The sequence below is a fragment of the Rheinheimera sp. B2H12 genome, from assembly GCF_059620065.1.
In genome coordinates, this window is record NZ_CM184363.1 from 1289969 (window position 1) to 1311766 (window position 21798).

Below are 21798 nucleotides of genomic sequence, written 5' to 3' on the forward strand. Positions count from 1 at the left end.
GCGGAATGAACCGTGATTGGACTTTGTTGAGCGCTATAGTTACTGACATTGCCAGGCAATATTGCTGACTATCTGACAAGCAGGGCAGCAAAAATCAAATAATTGATGCCAGGGTTCACTGAGGCGCCACTGACCACCACAGCTAGGGCAACATTTCTCGGCTTCCAGAGTACAATTTTGGCTACTGCCACTGTATAGAGCGTAATACACCGGTTTTTGTAAACGGGTCGCCAGCTTACGGGCAAAACGCCGGCCTTGCTGATTCAGTTGACTGTGTAAACGCTGTAGACTTTGCTCCGGCGTCTTTAACAATACCCGTTGTTCTTGCATCTGAATTTCATCCAGTGCCTGATATTGCAATTGCCAGCGCACTAAGTCTTCATGATCAACACCAGCAGCGGGCGGCAATAAGTACAGTGGCAGGGGAGCAAAATGTTCCGCACAATACAGCACAGAATTGGTAAAACCAAAGCGGCAATACAAAATCAGTGCTGCCGGACTCCGACAGGGGTCGGTATGATTGGACATCAGATCTTGTCCAAGCAGTTGTAATTTTGGAAAAGCCAGGCCTGCCTCGCCAAGAGCCAGCAATTGTTGCTGACCCTTATTGCTGTGATGTTGTGGCAGTAGGGCATCTTCCGCTGGCAGAATGACCCGGCTGATAAATTGATCATCGGCTAAATAAGTCGGAAACTCCCGTCCCAGCACCTGTCCATTAAAAATCAGCGCTTCCAGATAACGGCGCACCGCAACTTCTGCTTGCTGATAACTGGTATCGGCAATAATTTTAAACGCCAGTTCTGCGACCCACATCAGCGCTGGTCCGCAGCTAATAATTGCTGAATAAGCTGAATAAGCTGACTAAGCTGATCAACTTTGTGCTCCAAACGGCGAATATCCTGTTGCAAAGCTGTGATATCGACCACTGCAGGTTCAGGGATTGAGGCCCCAACTGGTGCGGCGATGTGCTCCAGATCAGTCTGCTCCATCTGACTGGGTGGGTTGGCACGCCACTGCTGATAAGCGCTGAATAAAGCCACGGCATCAACACCTTTGCCTGCTCTGGCCCGGATTAAGGCCAGACTCGGGGTTTTGCCTTCGGCCTGCAGTTGTGATGCAAGTCGGCATACTTGCTGGAAGCTGTCATTCATAGGGTGCGTGTTTTTACCAAAAAGTGGTTCAATTTACCATCCAACAAAGTGTTTAAGCGAGGGTGATAATTTAAGATTATGAATTTAAAGGGTTTATATTATGGCATTCAATTTGCTTTAACGCTGGCATGACATCATCAGTTCGAATGATGCATTGATGGATATAAAGGAAACTCTATGCAAAAGTTTATAAAATTCAGCGCTATGGCCTTTGTTGTTACGCTGTTATCTGGTTGTGTGATCGCAATCAATGATGATGACCATGACAGCAGTTCCAGTAAAACCATGCAAATACAGCAGCAAAATCAAAGTTACATCAGTCAATTGCAGCTTGGCGCCAGTCAACAATCCGTCCGTAGTCATTTAGGGGTACCAGACTTTTCGGAATCTTTGCAAAAAGATGGCCAAACCGTTGAGGTGTTGTTTTACCGCACTCATCACACCCATGGCGATGGTGTCACCACCAAAGATGAATGTACCGCGCTGATTTTTAGCGCCGGTGTGTTAACCGCCTGGGGTGAAAAAGCTTATCTGCAGTTATAACTGTGACAAAGTGGTGAGTGGGGTTTTACCGCTCACCACTGGCGCCTTTGGCAAAGCCTGCTATGTTGGTTGTAGACTTGATGCACTGCAGGACTTTTTGATGACTCTCGCCGATCCTCCACTTGTTGCGGCTGAAATGATTGCTGAGCAGCCGCTTCGGGTAGAATTACTCAATGCCGAGCAACTGAAACTGGCAGCTTCCATTTTGTATACTGCCTATCATGATGACCCCTTGTTGATGCAGATTTTTCGCTCGCAATTGCCGGATTATGAAAAACGCTTGCGCTCTGCCATTCGGGAAGATTTGGCAGCATTTTGGCAAGCCGGGCAGCCGATTTTGGGTTTAATGCAAGCTGATACTCTGTTGGGGGTGGCCTGTATCACGACACCAGCGTCAGTTCTCAGCGGTGACAGATTTTGGCATTGGCGGCTGAAAATGTTGTTAACTGCCGGTGTGTTATCGACCCGTCAAATGCTGGAGAAGGAGCAAAAAATTCATGCGGCTATGCCGGCAGAACATTACCATATGTTAGCCTTTCTGGCACGTAACCCCAGTTATCATCACAGCGGCGCCATGCGGCAGTTTTTGCAGGCGATTGACCATTGGGTCGATCAGGACGCCGCATCTGAAGGAATTGGTGTGTTTGTGACGCTGGAAAAAAATTTGGCGTTGTTTCATCAGGATGATTATCAAAAAGTGGCAGACTTGGTGTTTAATACCGTCAGTGGCAGCTTATTATTCAGAGCGAAACGTCTTGAACGCTAAAGAAAAAGATCTGATCATGCAATTTGCCGGTTTTGCCGAATTTTACCCATTTTATCTAAGCCAGCATCGGCATGCTGGTTGCCGCGCCTGTCACTATGCCGGCTCCGGTCTGGTACTGGTGGTCCTTGGCTGGCTGTTTCTCAGTCAACAATGGCACTGGGCTTGGTTATTACCTCTGGTTGGCTATGGTTTTGCATGGATTGGTCATTTTTTTATTGAACACAACAAGCCCGCCACTTTTCAGCACCCCTGGTACAGCCTGGCTGCTGACTGGGTGATGCTGAAAGATTGGCTGACTGGGCAACTGCCAGCAAAACTTGCGGCCTGCGCTGATTGAGATTGCCCTCTGGCGAGTCAGCCACAGTTTCGCTGTGACATCGGGCCAAAGCCAGACTCAGATTTTAAAGGCCGGTAATACAAAATCGGCTAACCGCAAGCCCTTGAGCCACAGTTGTGCCTGATATCGACTTTCACCATCACCACTAAAATCAACCAGATACAAAGTACGTAAACCGCGTTTGCCTTGCAGCTGAATAAATTGATGGCTATCCCGAGCGCAATCCAGATATTGAACTTGCTGTTGCTGACATAACTGTCGGGCCAAAGCAATGGCTCTTTCATCTTGCCGGCGCTGTATCAGAAATAGATAAGCGATAAGCATCAACACGATAAGTACAGCGACAGAACTCATGTTTTCTCCTGGATCTGATTTTATCAGTAGCAGACAATAGGGTTTCGTACGCCATGTTACAATGACGGCTTTGCAAAAGTTGGGAATTTTAACATGTATCAGCAAACCGCCTTGTTGCTCAATCAAATAGAAGCTGAACTTCGTCAGTTGCAGTTGTGGAGTCCTGTGCCACCTGACAGTGCAGCCCTGGCCAGCACACTGCCGTTTTGCTGTGACACCCTGCCGTTTGAGCAGTGGTTACAGTTTGTTTTTTTGCCAAGAATGCGCGCTTTGGTGGAGGGCAGGCTGCCTTTACCTACCAACAGCGCTATCAGCGTCATGGCTGAACAAAGTCTGGCCCCGATCTCTGCCGAAAAATTGCTGCTGATGCAGCATCTCGTCGATTTGGACCAATTGCTGTGCAGTACAAAAGGACGACAAAGTGCAGGCTGCTGATGTTGAATTCGCAGCAATTGCGATCCCGGCGGTGCCGTTACTGACCATTCTGTACCAGGATGAGTATCTGGTGGCGATTGATAAACCAGCCGGTATGTTGGTGCATCGTTCATTTCTGGATAAACATGAAACTGTGTTTGTCCTGCAAACATTACGCAATCAACTGGGCCAGCATGTGTTTCCGGTGCACCGGTTAGACAGGCCGACTTCAGGTGTGTTGGTGTTTGCGTTGTCGGCTGAAATAGCACGTTTGCTGACCGAACAGCAGCAGCAGCAGGGATGGCAAAAAATGTATCTGGCGGTGGTACGTGGTTATCTGAAGGAGGCGCTGTTATTAGATTACCCATTAAAAGAACAGCTGGATGCGATTGCTGACAAAAAAGCGCGGCAGGACAAAGTTGCTCAGCCCGCCCAAACCCGGATCTGGCCTTTGGCGCATGCTGAGCTACCGGTTGCCGTTGGCCGATATTCCACTGCCAGATTTAGCTTAGTCGCACTACAACCGCTGACTGGGCGCAAACACCAACTGCGTCGTCATCTGGCGCATCTACGTCACCCCATTATCGGTGATACCACCCATGGTGATGGAAAACAAAATGCTGGTTGTCGTCAGCATCTGGGCATCAGCAGGTTGTTACTGATTGCCAAACAGTTGCAATTTCGTCACCCGGTGACGGCTGAATTGGTCCAACTGAATGCCGGGTTAAATGAACTGAAGGTATTATTTCAGCAGCTAAACTGGCCGGTAGCTGAAATTGAATATCAACAGCTTTGGCAAAATTGTCAACATTCGTTGCCAACTGTCACTGCGCAATCTGGTGCCGAGCCTGCGGCACCTGCGATCTGGTCGTTACTCGGCGATCAACACGTCTGATATAACCGGCGTTTCATCGAAAATAGTGCTGGGCTGCGCCGCGACGCAGTCTAGCGAATCTGAACTCGACTTCAGGTTAGCTAACTTCATGCCACAACAGCGGTTTTTTGTACTGTCAGTTGCTGATAGTGATTTGTCGCTCTGGCCACTTGCAAAATACAACTGCCATTAAAGTAAAGTCGCAGGCTGTGAAGATTAATTTGTGTCTAAATGCCATTTGTCGGTTGGCTTATTTCGTCCTGTTGCGGCCAAACCTGGATATTTCGCTGGAAAAATACGCGGCATCGAGTAGATTTTTCGACCGAGAGCGGAAGATAAAAAGTGGAAATTTAGCATGAGCATTGCTTAAGTTGATGAATATAAACATATATTTCTAGAGTTTGCTACAGCTGTAGCAAGTGCCATCAAACCTGGCTGCAAATTTTGCTGACCAGATACAGTTGAATTAGTTCTGCATCTCAGAAAAAAAGTTCGCAAATTAAAAATAATTGGTTGCATTTTTTTTTTTTTGGCGTCAGATTGAAAGGCGATTCGCGAAGTTTGTCTTCAGTCCAGAAACAAACTGCGTGTCGGGTTCGCCATCCCAGTATGCGCTCAATACCCAATAAGAATCATTATAATTTGCAAAAAAGTAAGACGGTCTGCTCGATATGATCACTTGGTTTTAAAGCAAAATAACTAAAAGAAAGGGAACAAAAATGTCCAAAAATAAATTTTTTACTCGAAGCCTTACAACCCTAGCTGTTATCACAGCATTAGGCGGAAGTTTCGTTGCGCAAGCAAGTAACACCGACGGTGGTTTACGTGTTCTGGTTGTTGACTCCGCTTCTAAGCCTGTCGTTGGCGCTACTGTCACAGTGCGCAACCTGGCAACTGGTGCAGTCAAAAATGCAACTGTGACTGAAGGCGGCGTGGTTCGCGTCAGCAACCTTCCTGTTGGTGAATATGAACTGATTGCGGAAAAACCAGGTTTTGAGCCAGCTAAACTGGGTCAGGTCCGGGTCCGGATCGGTGATGATACTGGTGTTACTTTAGGTATGAACCAGGCCGGTGTTGAGCGTATTGCTGTAACAGGACAGGCCATTTCAGCTATTGATGTTTCTTCTTCAGAATCTGCACTGAACATCAGTGCAGTTGAATTAGCGCGTATTCCTGTACCACGTGACGTAACCAGCGTTGCTTTGTTAGCACCGGGCGTCACTAAAGGTGACAGCCGTTTCGGTAACGGTAATACCGCGTCTTTTGGTGGTGCATCAGCTGCAGAAAACAGTATGTTTATCAACGGTCTGAACGTAACCAACTTCCGTAACGGTTTAGGTTTCTCTTCAGTTCCATATGAATTCTACAAAGAGTTCCAAGTTAAAACTGGTGGTTATTCAGCTGAATTCGGTCGTTCTACCGGTGGTGTGATCAACGCGGTAACTAAAAGCGGTTCAAACGAATTTGAAGCTGGTGCTTCTGTTTACTGGAAACCAAAATCTCTGCGTGAAACATCACCAAACGTATTCAAGCAAAACGGTGAAATGTACCGTTACAACTCTGAGCGCGAAGTGGATGAGAAAAACTACAACATCTACGTCGGCGGCGCAGCGATTCAAGATAAATTATTCTATTACCTGATGTTCAACCCGCGTAAAATTAACGACACTTACAACGGCACTGTCGGTGAAACTCAGCATCAGGAAAGCTCTGATGATGCATTCTGGGGTGGTAAAATTGACTGGCAGATCAACGATGGCCATTTAGTTGAGCTGTTAGCATTCTCTGACTCGAATGATATCGTCACTGATAACTACGGTTACAATTTCAGAACTGGTCAACTGGGTGCCTATACAGCAACTGAAACCCAGGAAACTGGTGGTGATAACTGGTCTGTAACTTATACTGGCCACATCACAGACAATTTCACTTCACGTGTTATGTACGGTGAAAACGAATACGCATTAACTACCCTGAACAACGTGTTACAGGACTGTGCGCTGGTTATCGATAACCGTAAAGACAAACAAGGTGGTAAGTCTCAGCCAGGTTGTACCACGTCTTCTGCTTATCAATCAGAAGAAGGTGCTGATAAACGTGAAGCTTTACGTTTAGACTTTGACTGGACTCTGGACGAGCACGTACTGCGCTTCGGTCTGGATAACGAAGTAAACTCTTCTTACAGTAAGCAGGCTTATTCAGGCCCAGCTGGCCGTTACTACCAGATCTATGACACTTCAGCTGGTACTAAACTGTCAAATGGTGCTGTGGTTCCTGCCGGTGTAAATGCTTATGTCCGTAGCCGTTTCAGAACTGTATCAGGTAACTTCGAAACTGAAGCCAATGCATTCTATATCGAAGATACCTGGTCAGTGACAGACGACGTCACTCTGACTTTAGGTCTGCGCAATGAATCTTTTGAGAACAAAAACTCAGAAGGTAATACTTTCGTTAAAGTCGACAATATGTGGGCACCACGTTTAGGTATCGCTTGGGATCCAACAGGCACTGGTGAATCTAAAGTCTACGCGAACGTTGGCCGTTACCATTTACCGGTAGCAAACAACACCAACGTACGTTTATCTGGTAACGAGCTGGATTACTACACCTTTAACGTATTTGGTGGCTTCGAAGATAAAACCTTCAACGGTAACCCATACAAAACGCCAATCGAAGGCGCTCAAATCGGCGACCTGCAATACAACGCCGATGGTGATGTGCCTGACGTAAGCAGCATTGTTGACCAGGATCTGGATGCAATGTACCAGGACGAATTACTGATCGGTTACCAGTCTTCTATCGATGACAACTGGAACTGGGGTGTTCGTGGTATCCAGCGCAAAATGAACGGCGCTATTGATGACTTAATCATCGACCACTGGTTAAAAGCCAACTATGGTTGTGAGCCGCACCAGTATGTGCTGGGTAACCCAGGTGAAGATATGACTGTTGCTGTTGACAGCAACTGTGATGGTGACGTTGATAAGACTGTGACTATCCCTGGTTCAGAACTGGTTTATCCAAAAGCAGTCCGTACCTACTACTCTATCCAGATGAACCTGGATCGTACTTGGGACGCGACCTGGATGGCTTCATTCTCTTATACCTGGGCACATAGCTACGGTAACAGCGAAGGTCTGGTTAAATCAGATAACGCGCAAGATGATGCTGGTATCACTCAGGACTTCGACTTCCCTGCTCTGATGGATGGTGCTTACGGTAATCTGCCGAACGACCGTCGCCATGCGTTCAAGATCTATGGTGCTTACGCTCTGAATGATATGGTACGTTTGGGTGCAAACTTCCGCTTAGAGTCTGGTCGTCCGACGAATGCCTTTGGTATCAGTCACCCTGGTGGTCGTCCTGACTACGGCGATACTTACTATGTATGTACCTCTGCTTGTGAAAGTGCTAAACCGGTATTCCAACAGTTTACTCGTGGTTCATACGGCAGCACACCATGGACAGCGCAGTTAGATTTATCTGCCACGCTGACCACAACTATCGCGAATTCAGAAGTTGAATTCCGTGCTGATATCTTCAACGTGCTGGACGCTTCTGGCGTAACCCGTGTTGATGAATATGCAGAGTTGGGTGACCAAGGTAAACCAAGTCCAACCTTCAACCTGACTCAGTCGTTCCAAGCTCCACGCTCTGTTCAGTTGAGTGCTTCAGTGAAGTTCTAATATTGAAGCTGGCTTGACGTTAGTTTGTGAAAAACCCCGCTGAAAATGCGGGGTTTTTTTATGGTGCGCCGGGCACGGCGCGTTGCGCGCAAGCGCAACTGGTTTGACTGCGGTCAGGTCAATCGCTGTGAAGCTCAACCAGTTCCGTTTTAATACTGATTTTATTCCCCAGTAACACCCGGTGCTGATCTGCATCGTTGAGCCAACTGCCCGCCGGCAGAGGCACTGCAACTTGGCTTGGCTTTAAACTCTGTTGTTCAAATTGCAGCAACTGGCCATCTTTGCTACTGAGTAACAATTGCCCTGCATACAGCATAAAGGCGCTAATCTCCAGGTCGGTCAATACTGGCTCGGCCTGCTCTGAGGCAGTCAGTGCAAACTTTTGGCGGAATAAGCGAAATTGGGCGTTGGTAAACCATAAGCTGCCCTCATCATCCAGTCTGGCATCGTCAAAGTGGCCGGCTCGCAATGGCTGCAGCTCGTGATTGCGAAGCTCAAACAGCGCCAGCATCTCAGAGAATTCATGTTGGTATTCAATCAGGAGGTAACCCTGACTGGTCAGTTGATGTAAGTACTTTAGCCGAACCGGCACTGCAATTTTGTCTAACTGCCCATCCAGACTCAGTTTAAACAGTTGATCATTGATATTGAGCAACAATGCATTGCCATCAGCTTGCCAGACCATGCCATTGATTTGGACCTGACCACTGAAATGGCTGAGCTGACGTAATTGCTCTGCTTCTGCTAACCATATTTCATTTTGGCCACTGCGGTCAGAAACAAAAGCAATCTGTACCGCTCCATTGCCATGATCCGGCGCAATTCTGGCTTGTGATTCAAAGGCATGTGAACGAAAAATGATCTCCAGCCGTTGCTGCTTGCGTTGCCAGAGCAATAAGTCTAAATCGCTACCGCCTGCGCTCGCGACCACGCTAGTCTGGCTTGGATGCGTCTGTAATTGAGTTAATCGTATCCCTGCAGGTAAGGGTTGTGGACTCAGCTCACCGTCAGCCTGGATCTGAAATAACAAACCTGCTGCTGCCAGCAGTAACTGGTCCCGGCTGGCCAGATAAAGCAAAGTGGGTGGATTAAATGCCGACCGTTGCCGGTATCGAAGTGCTGTAACGTGAAGCTGCTTGCCTTGTGGATTTAACCTGACAAGGGCGGTCTCGGCACTGCCCTGATGCACCAGCAATGCAATATCGCCGCTTGGCAGGGATTGAAAACTTAATACATCCGCCGCGCCGAACACTTCTTCCGTCTGACCTGTTGCCAGTTTGAAGCGGACTAAGCTGCGTAGACCTGTTAGTGCGGAGCGGCGTAGCATCAGCAAGTGCTGCTGATCCTGCCACTGTAACTGGCTAAGCTCACGCTGTTCACAGTCGCCCACTTGTTGCTGTTGCACTTTAGCTAATTCGACAAACTGATAGAGCTGCAATTGCCAGCAGAGTGGCTGCTGCGGCACCTGACAGTCGGCCACGCTGAGGGTGGCCAGACGTTGACTGTCCGGCGCAAATGCCAGGGTTTCAAAGCGCTGGGGCTGCTTGCTCAGTTGCCATTCGGTTTTAGTCGAGACTTGTTGCAGCCAGATTTGACTATGACAGAAACTTTCAAAGCGGCTAAACGCTATCCAATTGCCATCTGCGGAATAAGTCGGTAGCTGTTCATGCGCGTCTGTCGCGGTCAGCCGGCTGTGTACATTCAATTGTAGCGGCGCTTTGCTGTGATCTAGGCTCTTAGCCGTCTGCGCAGTCTGATACCAGGCACCGGCAACTCCGGCAAAGAGCAATAAAGCCAATGGTGTCAGATAGCTGCGATAGGAAAGACCTGTGCGGATGGAGCGGGTCTGTGCAGCAGCGAACACCAAATCAGGCTGCCTGCGCTGATCAATAGAGTGCTGCAGAGCAATGTGCTGGCTGGCATCAACCGCGGCACAAGGCTCAGGTTTAAGCACCAATTCATAACCGCGTCTGGGGTAGGTTTTAATCAACCGCTGGGTCTGACTATTGTCGTCAAAGGCTTTGCGCAGCTGTGCAATACAGCGCTGCAGGGTATTGGGCGAAACGATAGTGTTGCCCCAGACCTGACTCATCAGTTGTTCAATAGTGACCAGTTGGCCTTGGGCGGCAATCAGGCAGGCCAGAACCTGCAGTATTTTGCTCTGTAACTGGACAACATGGCCATTGCGGCTGACGGTTTGTTTTTGAAAATCAACAATGTAACCGTCAAGCCTAATACGCTGTAACTGCAGTTCCAATCCATTTGTCCTGTTCAAAGTAGCCGGAGCAGCTGGCGTTAAGGTTGCCAGAATCGCTGCGTGAAAATCAATAAATCAGCCTGAAATCAGCAAAAAATCAGCGTTAACCCCAGTATTGCTGCTGCGGTTTTGTTATTGATAGTCAAGGCAGTATCAATGTCGAGCTGCTCTTAGCTGAGGAAATATCATGAAATACCTGTTGGCGCTGCTGCTCAGTGTGTTATCCATGCCGTTACTGGCAAATCCGATGACCACAAATGAAATTCTGACGCTGGTACATCAAGTGAACCGGTTACAAAACCAGGCGATGCTGAGGCAATCGACCCAGGCTGATGTGGACGCCTTGTTCGCGCTTTATAGTGCTGACTTTAGTTATGTACATGACAAGCATGGCGGTGTCTATAGCCGGGAGCATTTGTACCGCAATATCAACAAAGCCATCAGTAACAAGCTGTTTAAAGATGCTGAAGCTCGTTATGTCATTGAAAGCATTCTGCCAGGCGAAAATGCTGCTGCGGTGCGGCGTTTTGAGCAGACCGGGGCCAGAGGTCAGCATTTATCCTTGTTTGAGTTTGCCGATGGCAAGGTCAAACGTATCACTGAATATTGGTAGTCAATTTGTTGCAGGCCGCAATGCATAAAACAACAGTGTTCAGTATCAAAAGGATGAACCATGAAATTTATCTGCTTATTGGTCGCGATGTTCTACCCAACCATCAGTTGGGCAAGTACCGAAAACATTACTGTCACACAACTTAACGAAGGAGCATTTATTTTAAAATCAATTGATTATGGAACAAATATTGGGTTGTTTAAAACGACTGCGGGAATAGTGCTGATTGATCCCATGCCTGGGGACATCAACCTAGACGCGCTGAATGCGCTACTCCATCAGCTTGTTGGTGGTACTGCAAAATTTATCTTCAATACCCATGCGCATGCTGATCACTCAGGTGGTAATGCATATTTTATCGCAAAAGGTGCGGTGCTGATGAAGGATGCTGTTCAGTTCACTGAGATAGCAAATGTGGTGGCCACATCTCACTCACCAATGGATAAGGTGTTCTTTCACAAAAAAAGTAATAGCATTTTTGTCGGTGATATTTATGACACCAGTTGGCATCCAACCTTTTATGCTGGCGGGCTCGCTGGTTTTAATCATGCGATTGAAGCTGTGTTAAAGCTGGGAAATGATGACAGTCTGATAGTTCCCGGACATGGCAAAGCAACGGGAAAAACCGAACTGCGATTGTATCAGCAACATACTTTAGCCTGGGTGGCACGGGTGCGGCAGTTGAAAAATGAAGGGATGACGGCTCACGACATAAAAAATGATGCACAAATAAAATTGATTTTGGCACGCTTCAATCTGGAAAATAAAGCCGATTTTATCCCAGAAAAAGCCTTAGTTCGTTTTATCGAAAGGACATTCGCAATGATTGAGCAGGGAGAGTCATAAAGTGCAGTAGCAGCAGTGCGAAAAACAGCCGCAACAGCGGCTGTTTGATATTTAAATAGCCAGCGCCAAGGTGTTAATCGATGCTACGCAGTAGAGCGTTAATGCCAACTTTGGCCCGGGTTTGGGCATCCACTTTTTTCACGATAATAGCAGCATATAAACTGTGGCTGCCGTCTTTGCTTGGGATTGAACCCGGTACTACCACGGCACCGGCCGGTACGCGGCCGTAACTGATCTCACCAGTCTCGCGGTCATAAATGCGGGTGGATTGGCTGATATACACGCCCATCGACAGCACTGCGCCTTCTTCGACAATCACACCTTCCACCACTTCAGAACGGGCGCCGATAAAGCAGTTGTCTTCGATAATAGTTGGGTTGGCCTGTAACGGCTCTAACACGCCACCGATGCCAACACCGCCGGATAAATGCACGTTTTTACCAATCTGGGCACAAGAACCCACAGTAGCCCAGGTATCCACCATAGTGCCTTCACCAACATAAGCGCCGATGTTGACATAACTTGGCATCAACACCACGTTTTTACCGATAAAGCTGCCTTGGCGTACTGCGGCAGGTGGTACCACACGCATGCCTTCAGCGACAAAACGCTCATGGGTGTAATCGGCAAATTTCATCGGCACTTTATCGAAGAAACGGTTTTCGGCGCCATCCATCACCTGGTTGTCATTGATGCGGAACGACAGTAACACGGCTTTTTTCAGCCACTGATGCGTGACCCATTCACCAGCAATTTTTTCGGCAACCCGGGCCTGACCGCTGTCCAGTAACGCAATAGCCGCAGTGACAGCAGCTTTCACCTCACTGCTGACGGTGGCTGGGGTGATATTCATCCGGTCTTCAAACGCGGTTTCGATAATACTTTTTAAATCAGCCATGGTATTGCTTTAGCCCTCTGTTGCATGGGTGAGTTGTTCCACCAGCACGCGGCGCAGCTGACTTTGTTCGTCAGCGCTCAGCGCTTCGTCCTGGCGGGTTGAAATCATAAAAAAGTCTTCAGCCCGCTCACCAATCGTAGTGATTTTGGCGGCATGGATATTAATTTCGCAGCGGGCAAACACCTGACCAATGTCTGCCAACAAGCCTGGCGTATCCAGTGCTGCCAGTTCTAACATGGTGCGGTGTTTATTTTTGCCAGGCAAAAACACCACTTTGGGTGGGACATGAAAGGCCTGTAATTGTTTGTTCGGTCTGGCTTTTTGCCGCTCTGCGCTTGGCGGCGAACTAATATAGCTTTCCAGCGCTTTTTTGATGCTGCTAATGCGCGACACTGAGGTCACGGCCGAACCATTTTGTTCCAGTACCACAAAGGTATCCATGGCATAACCATCTTTATTGGTCATGATCTGGGCATCAAAGATACTGACTTTTTTGCTGTCCAGTGCCGCGACCATCCGGGCGAATAAGTTGGGTTGGTCGGCAGTGTAGACAAAAATCTGGGTACCGCCGCGCATGGCGGTGGGGCTTATCAGCACTAAAGGTTTACTGAAATCAGCATGTTGCAGCAGATGCTCTGTATGCCAGGCAATTAACCGCGGATTGTAACGGGCAAAATAATCGGCTTTAAATTTGTTCCACAGCGGCGTGATTTGCGCCTCCTGCATTCCCTGTTCCGCCAGTAAGCGCAGCGCTTCGGTCTGGTGTTCGCGAATTTGATCACGCAGGTCCATTGGTTTTTCCAGGCCGCGACGAAACGCTTTTTGCGTGCCCAAGTAGAGTTCGCGTAACAACGAGCCTTTCCAATCGTTCCACAGGTTATCGTTGGTAGCGCGAATATCGGCCAGGGTTAAACAATATAGATAATTCAGCCGGGTTTCGTCGCGAACTTTCTCAGCAAATTCGGCGATCACGCTGGGATCGTGAATATCTCGCCGCTGCGCTGTCACCGACATCAGCAGATGCTGTTCGACCAGCCAGACAATCAGCTTAGTGTCGAATTCACTGAGTTTATGTAATTTACCAAATTCACGCGCATCCATAGCGCCAAGATCGGAGTGATCACCGCCGCGGCCTTTGGCAATATCATGAAAAATGCCGGCCAGATACAAGAGTTCAGGTTTTTCCAGCCGTTTGACAAGATCAGTGCAGAGCGGGAATTCACTGGCAAACTCGGGTTGGCTGTAACGATGCAGGTTTTTTAGTACTCTATGGGTGTGCTCATCGACTGTGTAGGCATGGAACAGGTCGAACTGCATTTGGCCAACAATATTACGCCACTGCGGCAAATAGGCGGCCAAAATACCATGACGGTGCATCAGGGTGATGGCTCGATCCATGCCATGCGGATGGCGAATGATCGCCATAAACAGCAAGCGGCAGCCTTCATAATCCTGCAAATCGCCCATCAGACGGCGACGCACCTGCCGTAACAACCGAATGGTTTCGGAGTGGATGCCATCAATCTGTGGGTGATTGGCGATATGCCAGAACAACCGCAGGATATTTTCCCGCCTGGCAAATACCGCTTTATCAGTGGCGGAAATTAAATGGCCCTGCACCTCAAAAAAATCATCCAGTTGCACAGTTTTAAATTTGCTGTGGCTTTTTAAAATGCTGCCTTCAAAGTGCTGCAACAACATTTCGTTCAGTTCGCTGACACGCTGCACTGTGCGGAAAAAGCGTTTCATCATCCGCTCAACTGACGCCTTGCCATCATTGCCAAAACCAAGCCGTTGCGCGACTGCCGGTTGATAATCAAACAAGATGCGGTTTTCGTTACGGCCAGCTTCCAGATGCAGTGCAAAGCGCATTTGCCACAGATAAGCTTCGCATTCCATCAGTTCCTGATACTCGTCTTCGGTCAGATACTGATAAGCCACCAGTTCGCGCATGGTGCGGGTCTGGAAGTGTTTTTTCGCCACCCAGCCAATGGTCTGAATGTCACGCAAACCACCAGGGTTGGCTTTTAAATTCGGTTCAAGATTGTAAGCTGTACCATGGTACTGCGCGTGCCGGCCTTGTTGCTCATGGCGTTTGGCCTGAAAAAAGTCTTTGCTTGGCCAGAAGTTACTTTTACTGACTTCCTGTTGCAGACTGGCAAATAACTGGGCATTACCGCAGAGAAAACGCATTTCCATCAGGTTGGTAGCGATGGTGATATCGTCTTTACCCAGGCTGACGGATTCTTTAATAGTACGGACACTGTGGCCGACTTCAAGGCGTAAATCCCACAGCAAAGTGACAAAATGCGCGATTTGCTCCTGCAACGCCGGACTGAGCCGTGCTTCGGTCAGGATCAATAAATCTATATCGGAATAGGGGTGGAGTTCGGCCCGGCCATAGCCGCCGACCGCAATTAAAGTCAGCTGCTTTTGTTTTGATAAATCAAAATGTTGCCACAAGGATTGCAACACTTCATCAATAAAACGGGCGCGGGCACGGACCAGACTTGCCACAGGTTGGCTCAGTGATGCCAGCTTCAGCCAATCGAGAAAATCGCTGAAGTATTTTTTATAACTGTCGAGGGTAAATTGGCTCGGGACCGTCTTATCAAAAATGAGCGCCGTTGACATTGCTTGTTACCCTTTAGCTGCTCTGCAGTGTTACCACTGCAGAAGTCTGGAAAAGTGGATCCGGAGTCGGCGGCAAGTCCTTCGCAGCAAAACTGGCCGTTATTCTGCGGTCAGTATCCGCTCGATGGTATCATCGCTGCGTAACGTCAGGATTTCACAGCCAGTATCCGTGACCAGAATGGTATGTTCGAACTGAGCTGATAAACTACGATCTTTCGTCACAACCGTCCAGCCGTCTTTTAACAATTTGCTGTGGCGCTCGCCGGCATTGATCATCGGCTCAATGGTCAGACACATGCCGGTTTTCAGCACTTCGCCGGTACCAGGTTTACCATAATGCAGTACCTGTGGATCTTCATGGAACACGGCGCCAATGCCGTGACCACAATATTCGCGCACAATCGAGTAGTTATGCTTTTCGGCATGTACCTGAATGACATGGCCAATATCGCCGAGGCGACAGCCGTTTTTGACTTTTTTCAGTCCCAGATACAAAGCTTCCTGCGTCACCCGGATCAGGCGCTCAGCCAGAATGCTCGGTTTACCGATGACAAACATTTTCGACGTGTCACCATGGAAACCATCTTTGATCACCGTGATATCAATATTGATGATATCGCCTTCTTTGAGCTGTTTGTCATCTGCCGGAATGCCATGACAAATCACATGATTGACCGAGGTACAGATTGATTTTGGGAAACCGTGGTAATTCAGCGGCGCCGGGATGGCTTGTTGTACATTGACGATATAGTCATGACAAATCCGGTCCAGTTCACCAGTGCTGATACCAGCCTTGAGATGAGGCTGAATCATTTCAAGCACTTCGGCAGCCAACCGACCTGCAACGCGCATTTTTTCAATCTGTTCAGGAGTCTTAATTGTTGCTGCCATGGTCTCTCTCTTTGCTGTAAAACTACACAATACATTGTGTTTCAGGGGCGCATATGGTATAAAGCGCGCCGCAATTTGGCAAATAGCTTGTTGGTTTTTTCCAAAAAACTTACTGCAAACTGTCAGTTTAGCGAACTCACTTATATTAAATAACACACATACATCGTCACATAGACCGGGGTGCCTGTGAAAACAGGTCGGATTTATGGGATGTATGGAGGCCTAACCCCCATTAAGGAATCATTCTGATGGCAAAAGTTTCTATGCGCGATATGCTCCAAGCGGGCGTACATTTTGGTCACCAAACCCGTTACTGGAACCCAAAAATGAAGCCATTCATTTTCGGCGCCCGTAACCGCGTTCATATCATCAACCTGGAAAAAACTGTTCCAATGATGAACGACGCGCTGACTTTCATCCAGTCAGTGGCTGCCAAAAAAGGTAAAATCCTGTTTGTTGGTACTAAACGCGCTGCTTCAGAAGCAATCAAAGAAGCCGCTCTGCAATCTGATCAGTATTACGTCAACCACCGCTGGTTAGGCGGCATGCTGACTAACTGGAAAACAGTTCGTCAGTCAATCAAGCGCCTGAAAGACCTGGAATCACAAAGCCAGGACGGTACTTTCGACAAGCTGACCAAAAAAGAAGCTTTAGACCGTACCCGCGAGATGGAAAAACTGGAAAAGAGCTTAGGCGGTATTAAAGATATGGGCGGTTTACCAGACGCTCTGTTCGTGATCGATGCCGACCATGAACATATCGCTATCAAAGAAGCTAACAATCTGGGTATTCCAGTTGTTTCTATCGTTGATACCAACTCTGATCCAAAAGGTGTTGATTTTGTTGTTCCAGGTAACGATGACGCGATCCGCGCTATCCAGCTGTACCTGAGCGCCGTCAATGCAGCTATTGCTGAAGGCCGTGACAAAAACATCGAAGTTCAGGCTGAAGCCGACAACTTCGTTGCAGCTGAGTAATACAGCTGTGTGCAGACTGTCTTAAATAGTCTGCATTCACCTTTTAATCTGGACAGGGGCTTTTCCCCAACATCATTGGAGATTCGGGTAGGCGGCAATTGAACGAATCTACAGGAGCATAGTTGACTATGTGACTGTAGTGAGTGAAGGCAGCCAACAACCCCGAATGTTCAATGAATAAGGGGAGCTGCCCCTGTTTCTGTAACCTGATTGAATGAGGAATCTCCCATGGCTGTAACTGCCGGTATGGTAAAAGAATTACGCGAGCGCACTGGCGCTGGCATGATGGATTGCAAAAAAGCTTTAGAAGAAACCAATGGTGACATCGAAGGCGCAATCGAATTAATGCGGAAAAATGGTCAGGCTAAAGCTGCCAAGAAAGCTGGCCGTATTGCCGCTGAAGGTACAGTACTGACTCGCGTTGGTCACGGTTATGCTGTTGCTATCGAATTCAACTGTGAAACTGACTTCGTTGCCCGTGATGCCAGCTTCCTGGCGTTCGCTAACGCTGCAGCTGACCTGGCGCATGCCAACAAGCTGTTCACTGTTGAAGAGCTGTCAGCTGCTTCATTAGGCGAAGCGACTGTTGAAGAAGCTCGTGCGACTTTAGTTGCTAAAATTGGCGAAAACATCAACGTACGTCGTATCTCTGTTGCCCAGGGCGATGTGATCGGTCAGTACACGCACTCAGGCCGTATCGGCGTGTTAGTGGTACTGGAAGGCGGTAACGAAGATATCGCCAAAGACGTTGCTATGCACGTTGCTGCCAACAACCCATCTTTCCTGACGCCAGAGTCAGTACCAGCTGAAGTTGTTGCGAAAGAACAAGAAATCCAGATCGAAATCGCTATCAACAGCGGCAAGCCAAAAGAAATCGCTGAGAAGATGGTTGCTGGCCGGATGACGAAGTTCACTGGCGAAGTGTCTTTAACTGGCCAAGCCTTCGTGAAAGATCCTAACATCACCACCGGTGACTTCCTGAAGCAACACGGCGCTAAAGCTGTGAGCTTCATTCGCTTAGAAGTAGGCGAAGGTATCGAGAAAGCAGAAACTGACTTCGCTGCTGAAGTTGCTGCTCAAATCGCTGCTGCTAAAAAATAATGCGAGCTTTAGCTAATGGCTAAAACCCGCTAAAATAACCGCGACTTTGGTGTTTACCAGTCGCGGTTTTTTTATATATGAAGACTGTCAATACAGATAAATCAGGCCAGCGTCCCGCGCTTTGTCCGGGTTTATTTTTGCTGACAGGGCAGTGATCCGCACAGGTGACTGCCATTTGTTGCCAAAGCTATCGGCAACAACAGACCAAAACAGTGCATGATGGTATTGCAGCAATGCACCATCATCCATGCAGGGCGGACTGCACAGGCAGTGGCCACAACGGCTTTGCTACCGACAAGGAAACCGCAACGATGAATACAGATTTAACTTCAATCCGGCCAGATGGGGATCTCATGAGCACAAGTCCAAAACCAACCTACAGAAGAATTCTTTTAAAACTGAGTGGCGAAGCCCTGATGGGGGATGAAGGCTTTGGTATTGATCCAAAAGTGCTGGATCGGATGGCACAGGAAATCAAAGAGTTAGTCGAGCTTGGCGTTCAGGTCGGTATCGTGATCGGTGGTGGCAACATTTTCCGCGGTGAAGGCCTGGCTAAAGCCGGTATGAACCGTGTTGTTGGTGACCATATGGGTATGCTGGCCACTGTGATGAACGGTCTGGCGATGCGGGATGCGCTGCATCGTGCTTTTGTCAATGCCCGTCTGATGAGCGCCTTCCCACTGAATGGTGTTTGTGACAATTACAGCTGGGCTGAAGCGATTAGCTTGTTAAAGTCAGGTCGGGTGGTGATTTTCTCTGCCGGTACTGGTAACCCATTTTTCACAACAGATTCAGCAGCTTGCCTGCGCGGTATCGAAATTGAAGCAGACTGTGTATTAAAAGCCACCAAAGTGGATGGCGTGTTCTCGGCCGATCCAGTAAAAGATCCAACCGCGACGCTGTACAGTCAGCTGACTTATGCTGAGGTGTTGGATAAAGAACTGAAAGTGATGGATTTAGCCGCATTTACGCTGGCGCGTGATCACAATATGCAAATCCGGGTGTTTAATATGAACAAACCTGGTGCGTTAAAACGTGTCATTATGGGCGAGACTGAAGGCACAGTGATCGACCACGCGGAAAATTTGCAGTAAACTATCCGCCATCGTGAACAAGCACAGCTTCTGTGCGATACAACACAAAGGAACAACCAGGTGATTAACGATATTCTGAAAGACAGTAAAACCCGGATGGAAAAAAGCGTTGAAGCGCTGAAAAACCAGTTATCTAAAATTCGTACCGGTCGGGCCCATCCAAGCCTGCTCGACAGCATTCAGGTGTCTTATTACGGTTCGGACACGCCATTACGGCAGGTTGCCAACGTATCAGCTGAAGACGCCCGCACCCTGATGATCACGGTGTTTGACCGCTCGATGATCCAGGCGGTAGAAAAAGCCATTATGCAATCTGATTTGGGTTTAAACCCAATTGGTGCCGGTACCTCGATTCGGGTGCCGCTGCCTGCGTTGACTGAAGAGCGTCGTCGTGATCTGGTTAAAGTGGTCCGTGGCGAAGCTGAAGGTGCCCGGGTTGCGGTGCGTAACATCCGTCGTGATGCCAATGCCGACTTTAAAGCTTTGTTAAAAGACAAAGAAATCAGTGAAGACGATGAACGTCGCGCCGCTGACGAAATCCAGAAAATTACTGATGTCTGGGTGAAGAAGGTTGACGAAGTATTAGCAGCAAAAGAAAAGGAACTGATGGAAGTTTAATTCCGTCCGTGGCTTTGTAAACAAAGCGCCGTGCAGCTCACTTCGCGGCGCTTTTTTGTTCGGGTAAATTTTACCGGTGGCTGACACCGTGTTTTTGCAGGCAGGCAGTGATGACAGAAGAGACAAAGGCGTTTGATAACGCTTTGCCACAACATGTCGGAATAATAATGGATGGTAATGGCCGTTGGGCCGAGCGCCAGGGGCGCCCGCGTGTCTGGGGTCATAAAAAAGGTGTGGATGCGGTCAGACGTGCCGTCAGTTTATGCCGCAAACTGGGGATCCCTTCCCTGACATTATTTGCCTTCAGCAGTGAGAACTGGCGCCGGCCGGAAGATGAAGTCAGTAGCCTGATGCAGCTATTTTTGTTTGTGCTGGAAAAAGAAGTTAAAGCACTGCATAAAAATCAGGTCCGATTGAAAATTATTGGTGATTTGTCACGCTTCAGTGACAAACTACAACAAAATATCCGTCAGGCAGAAGCGCTGACGGCAGGTAATACCGGGCTGACGTTGAATGTTGCAGCCAATTATGGCGGCCGCTGGGATATTACCAACGCGGCGCAGCAACTGGCGACAGCCGTTGCCGCCGGAACTTTAGCGCCAGCTGACATTACTGAGCAGTTACTGGCGCAACATATCCAGATGCATGAACAACCTGAGCTGGATTTACTTATTCGCACGGGCGGCGACATTCGCATCAGTAATTTTTTATTATGGCAGGCGGCCTACGCTGAACTCTGTTTTCTGGATACCTTGTGGCCAGACTTTGATGACCAGGTGTTTGCGGATGCCATCGCCAGTTTCGTCAGCCGCGAGCGGCGTTTTGGTTGTACTGGCGCGCAAATCAGACAACTGGCTGCCGGTTCGACAGAAGGATAATAAGATTGTTTAAACAACGACTGCTTACCGCACTGTTGCTGGCGCCGTTAGCGCTGGCCGCAGTATTTTTTCTGCCGCCCGCTGGCTTTGCATTATTTTTGGCAACAGCATTTGTTATCGCAGCCTGGGAATGGGCCGGATTTTGTGGCTGGCAAGGCATCACGCAACGCAGTAGTTTTGTCATCGGCACGACCGCCTGGTATGGGCTTTGTTACCAGTTGTTGCCTGCGTCATTACACTGGCCAGTCCAAACCAATGCTGCGGCTGAAACTGTGATCTGGACCGGTATCGGCTGGTGGTTGCTGGCGGTGCTGTTGGTATTGAGTTTTGGGCGCAGTCAGAAATTCTGGTCTGAGCTTCGTCTGCTCAAAGTGCTGATGGGCTGGCTGACGCTGGTGCCAAGCTTCGCCGCGCTGCTGCTACTGAGAAATGTGAATTACTCTGCTTCAGAATATACCGGTGCCTGGCTGATTTGCGCTTTATTAGGTTTGGTCTGGGCTGCTGATATCGGCGGTTATGTGGTGGGTAAACCTTTTGGCAAGCATAAGTTATTGCCACAGGTGAGTCCGGGCAAAACGCTGGAAGGATTGGTCGGCGGCCTGTTGTTTGTGTTGTTATTTGTCACTGCGGTGGCGGCAGCCTGCCAGTGGCCGGCTGAGCTGCTGTTATGGTATCTGGCTGCCGTGTTGCTGACCCTGTTATCGGTGTTCGGTGATTTATCTGAAAGTATGTTTAAGAGGGTCGCCGGCTTAAAAGACAGTGGCAGTATTTTTCCTGGCCACGGCGGCATCTTGGATCGGATTGACAGTCTGACGGCCACAGCGCCGTTATTTGCGTTATTTGTTGCGCTGTTTGGTGGCTTTTAA

At 48.5% G+C, this 21798-nt stretch carries 21 protein-coding genes; 14 read left to right on the forward strand and 7 right to left on the reverse strand.

Annotated elements, in window-relative coordinates; all coding sequences use genetic code 11:
• Positions 1-39: 39 nt before the first annotated feature.
• Together AC53GJ_RS05750 and AC53GJ_RS05755 are read right to left on the reverse strand one after the other, a co-directional pair.
• The gene (locus tag AC53GJ_RS05750) at positions 40-813 is read right to left on the reverse strand and encodes a DUF2310 family Zn-ribbon-containing protein (protein WP_496731582.1); all 774 of its coding nucleotides are present in this window, start codon (positions 811-813) and stop codon (positions 40-42) included.
• Positions 813-1151: a hypothetical protein gene (locus AC53GJ_RS05755; RefSeq protein WP_496731583.1), complete on the reverse strand. Its 339-nt coding sequence runs from the start codon at positions 1149-1151 to the stop codon at positions 813-815. The genes AC53GJ_RS05750 and AC53GJ_RS05755 overlap by 1 nt, the downstream gene beginning before the upstream one ends.
• A gap of 177 nt (positions 1152-1328) precedes the next feature.
• On the opposite strand from AC53GJ_RS05755, the gene AC53GJ_RS05760 reads away from it, so the two are divergent.
• The 3 genes from AC53GJ_RS05760 to AC53GJ_RS05770 all read left to right on the forward strand — a co-directional run bounded on the left by AC53GJ_RS05760 (position 1329) and on the right by AC53GJ_RS05770 (position 2797).
• A complete protein-coding gene (locus tag AC53GJ_RS05760) occupies positions 1329-1694 on the forward strand; it encodes a DUF3192 domain-containing protein (protein WP_496731584.1) in 366 nt (121 codons plus the stop codon).
• 100 nt (positions 1695-1794) lie between these two features.
• Positions 1795-2460, forward strand: a complete 666-nt coding sequence (locus AC53GJ_RS05765; protein ID WP_496731585.1) for a GNAT family N-acetyltransferase — start codon at positions 1795-1797, stop codon at positions 2458-2460.
• Complete coding sequence (locus tag AC53GJ_RS05770) at positions 2450-2797, forward strand: Mpo1-like protein (protein ID WP_496731586.1); 348 nt, start codon at positions 2450-2452, stop codon at positions 2795-2797. The genes AC53GJ_RS05765 and AC53GJ_RS05770 overlap by 11 nt, the downstream gene beginning before the upstream one ends.
• A 57-nt stretch (positions 2798-2854) precedes the next feature.
• Here AC53GJ_RS05770 and AC53GJ_RS05775 read toward each other — a convergent pair whose 3' ends face one another.
• Positions 2855-3151, reverse strand: coding sequence for a DUF3301 domain-containing protein (locus tag AC53GJ_RS05775; RefSeq protein WP_496731587.1), 297 nt, complete (start codon positions 3149-3151; stop codon positions 2855-2857).
• A gap of 93 nt (positions 3152-3244) precedes the next feature.
• Between AC53GJ_RS05775 and AC53GJ_RS05780 the strand changes: the two genes are divergently transcribed.
• From AC53GJ_RS05780 to AC53GJ_RS05790, 3 genes are all read left to right on the forward strand, one after another.
• Entirely contained in the window at positions 3245-3586 is a 342-nt protein-coding gene (locus tag AC53GJ_RS05780) for a YqcC family protein (protein WP_496731588.1), read from the forward strand.
• Positions 3573-4460 carry a tRNA pseudouridine(65) synthase TruC gene (truC, locus tag AC53GJ_RS05785; protein ID WP_496731589.1) on the forward strand — a complete coding sequence of 296 codons (888 nt, stop codon included), beginning with the start codon at positions 3573-3575 and terminating at the stop codon, positions 4458-4460. The genes AC53GJ_RS05780 and truC overlap by 14 nt, the downstream gene beginning before the upstream one ends.
• A 698-nt stretch (positions 4461-5158) precedes the next feature.
• Positions 5159-8125, forward strand: coding sequence for a TonB-dependent receptor (locus AC53GJ_RS05790; protein ID WP_496731590.1), 2967 nt, complete (start codon positions 5159-5161; stop codon positions 8123-8125).
• Positions 8126-8243: 118 nt separating this feature from the next.
• Here the strand turns inward: AC53GJ_RS05790 and AC53GJ_RS05795 are convergent, their stop codons facing one another.
• A complete protein-coding gene (locus AC53GJ_RS05795; RefSeq protein WP_496731591.1) occupies positions 8244-10382 on the reverse strand; it encodes a winged helix-turn-helix domain-containing protein in 2139 nt (712 codons plus the stop codon).
• A 187-nt stretch (positions 10383-10569) separates the two neighbouring features.
• Between AC53GJ_RS05795 and AC53GJ_RS05800 the strand changes: the two genes are divergently transcribed.
• Positions 10570-10995: a nuclear transport factor 2-like protein gene (locus AC53GJ_RS05800; RefSeq protein WP_496731592.1), complete on the forward strand. Its 426-nt coding sequence runs from the start codon at positions 10570-10572 to the stop codon at positions 10993-10995.
• A gap of 60 nt (positions 10996-11055) precedes the next feature.
• Positions 11056-11841: an MBL fold metallo-hydrolase gene (locus AC53GJ_RS05805; protein WP_496731593.1), complete on the forward strand. Its 786-nt coding sequence runs from the start codon at positions 11056-11058 to the stop codon at positions 11839-11841.
• Between the two features lie 73 nt (positions 11842-11914).
• Here AC53GJ_RS05805 and dapD read toward each other — a convergent pair whose 3' ends face one another.
• From dapD to map, 3 genes are all read right to left on the reverse strand, one after another.
• Positions 11915-12739, reverse strand: coding sequence for a 2,3,4,5-tetrahydropyridine-2,6-dicarboxylate N-succinyltransferase (gene dapD, locus AC53GJ_RS05810; RefSeq protein WP_496731594.1), 825 nt, complete (start codon positions 12737-12739; stop codon positions 11915-11917).
• 9 nt (positions 12740-12748) lie between these two features.
• The gene (gene glnD / locus AC53GJ_RS05815) at positions 12749-15373 is read right to left on the reverse strand and encodes a [protein-PII] uridylyltransferase (RefSeq protein WP_496731595.1); all 2625 of its coding nucleotides are present in this window, start codon (positions 15371-15373) and stop codon (positions 12749-12751) included.
• A 99-nt stretch (positions 15374-15472) separates the two neighbouring features.
• Positions 15473-16264 (reverse strand): type I methionyl aminopeptidase, encoded by a 792-nt coding sequence (map, locus tag AC53GJ_RS05820; protein ID WP_496731596.1) that lies wholly within the window; start codon positions 16262-16264, stop codon positions 15473-15475.
• Positions 16265-16512: 248 nt separating this feature from the next.
• Between map and rpsB the strand changes: the two genes are divergently transcribed.
• The 6 genes from rpsB (at position 16513) to AC53GJ_RS05850 (ending at position 21798) form a co-directional block, all read left to right on the forward strand.
• Positions 16513-17241, forward strand: coding sequence for a 30S ribosomal protein S2 (gene rpsB / locus AC53GJ_RS05825; protein ID WP_496731597.1), 729 nt, complete (start codon positions 16513-16515; stop codon positions 17239-17241).
• Between the two features lie 228 nt (positions 17242-17469).
• The gene (tsf, locus tag AC53GJ_RS05830; RefSeq protein ID WP_496731598.1) at positions 17470-18342 is read left to right on the forward strand and encodes a translation elongation factor Ts; all 873 of its coding nucleotides are present in this window, start codon (positions 17470-17472) and stop codon (positions 18340-18342) included.
• A 353-nt stretch (positions 18343-18695) separates the two neighbouring features.
• Positions 18696-19436 carry a UMP kinase gene (gene pyrH, locus AC53GJ_RS05835; RefSeq protein ID WP_496731599.1) on the forward strand — a complete coding sequence of 247 codons (741 nt, stop codon included), beginning with the start codon at positions 18696-18698 and terminating at the stop codon, positions 19434-19436.
• Between the two features lie 60 nt (positions 19437-19496).
• A complete protein-coding gene (gene frr / locus AC53GJ_RS05840; protein WP_496731600.1) occupies positions 19497-20054 on the forward strand; it encodes a ribosome recycling factor in 558 nt (185 codons plus the stop codon).
• 110 nt (positions 20055-20164) lie between these two features.
• The gene (gene uppS / locus AC53GJ_RS05845) at positions 20165-20932 is read left to right on the forward strand and encodes a polyprenyl diphosphate synthase (protein WP_496731601.1); all 768 of its coding nucleotides are present in this window, start codon (positions 20165-20167) and stop codon (positions 20930-20932) included.
• A 5-nt stretch (positions 20933-20937) separates the two neighbouring features.
• Complete coding sequence (locus AC53GJ_RS05850) at positions 20938-21798, forward strand: phosphatidate cytidylyltransferase (protein WP_496731602.1); 861 nt, start codon at positions 20938-20940, stop codon at positions 21796-21798.